The following is a 1,728-nucleotide window of genomic DNA, read 5'->3' on the forward strand; positions in this document are numbered from 1 at the left end:
CGGGACAACCATCGCCCGGCTCGGCTACCTTCCTGCGTCACACCTGTTAATACGCTTGCCTCCCAGGATCAGGTCCTGCGCTCCACCAAAACCCTTCACCCACAAGGGGTGTCGGGCAGGTCTCGGGCAGTTAGTATCCCCTGTTCAGCATGGGCGGTTTTTCGCCGGTACGGGAATATCAACCCGTTGTCCATCGACTACGCCTGTCGGCCTCGCCTTAGGTCCCGACTTACCCAGGGCAGATTAGCTTGACCCTGGAACCCTTGATCATTCGGCGGACGGGTTTCTCACCCGTCTTTCGCTACTCATGCCTGCATTCTCACTCGTGTAGGCTCCACCGCTGGTTTACACCGCGACTTCACCGCCCACACGACGCTCCCCTACCCATCCAAACACCTGAACCACGAAGGCTTAGTCATTGTTTGAATGCCACAACTTCGGCGGTGTACTTGAGCCCCGCTACATTGTCGGCGCGGAATCACTTGACCAGTGAGCTATTACGCACTCTTTTAAGGATGGCTGCTTCTAAGCCAACCTCCTGGTTGTCTGAGCAACTCCACATCCTTTCCCACTTAGCACACGCTTAGGGGCCTTAGTTGGTGGTCTGGGCTGTTTCCCTCTCGACTATGAAGCTTATCCCCCACAGTCTCACTGCTGCGCTCTCACTTACCGGCATTCGGAGTTTGGCTGACGTCAGTAACCTTGTAGGGCCCATTAGCCATCCAGTAGCTCTACCTCCAGCAAGAAACACGCAACGCTGCACCTAAATGCATTTCGGGGAGAACCAGCTATCACGAAGTTTGATTGGCCTTTCACCCCTACCCACAGCTCATCCCCTCCATTTTCAACTGAAGTGGGTTCGGTCCTCCACGACGTCTTACCGTCGCTTCAACCTGGCCATGGGTAGATCACTTCGCTTCGGGTCTAGATCACGCCACTGCAACGCCCTATTCAGACTCGCTTTCGCTACGGCTGCCCCACACGGGTTAACCTCGCGACGTAACACTAACTCGCAGGCTCATTCTTCAAAAGGCACGCCGTCACCAGAATCAGACTGGCTCCGACGGATTGTAAGCACACGGTTTCAGGTACTGTTTCACTCCCCTCCCGGGGTACTTTTCACCTTTCCCTCACGGTACTGGTCCGCTATCGGTCATTAGGGAGTATTTAGGCTTATCAGGTGGTCCTGACAGATTCGCACGGGATTTCTCGGGCCCCGTACTACTTGGGATACTCTCACAGGCGGTACAAAACATTACGGTTACGGGGCTAACACCCTCTCTGGCCGGCCTTTCAAAACCGTTCACCTATGCACGCACATCACACCCCACCAGCCCGGCAGAACTGGTATGGAAAGTCCCACAACCCCGACCATGCAACGCCCGCCGGCTATCACACATGGAACGGTTTAGCCTGATCCGCGTTCGCTCGCCACTACTAACGGAATCACTATTGTTTTCTCTTCCTGCGGGTACTGAGATGTTTCACTTCCCCGCGTTCCCTCCACGCACCCTATGTGTTCAGATGCGGGTCACCAAGTCACTCGCGCGCTTGGCGGGGTTTCCCCATTCGGACACCCTGGGATCACAGTCCGGTTATCGACTCCCCCAGGCTTATCGCAGATTCCTACGTCCTTCTTCGGCTCCTAATGCCAAGGCATCCACCGTGTGCTCTTAAAAACTTGACCACAAAAGATCAATCAGAAATTTTCGAGAGAACCACGAAAAC

The 1,728-nt window shown here is 55.0% G+C and carries 1 rRNA gene; it reads right to left on the reverse strand.

Features of this window, described 5'->3' with window-relative positions:
• Nucleotides 1-1,687: ribosomal RNA gene (locus ACZ9BC_RS22675) — 23S ribosomal RNA — on the reverse strand; the annotation flags it as partial.
• Between the last annotated feature and the right edge of the window lie 41 nt (nt 1,688-1,728).

The sequence above is a fragment of the Pseudarthrobacter sp. TE3704 genome (genome assembly GCF_056279405.1).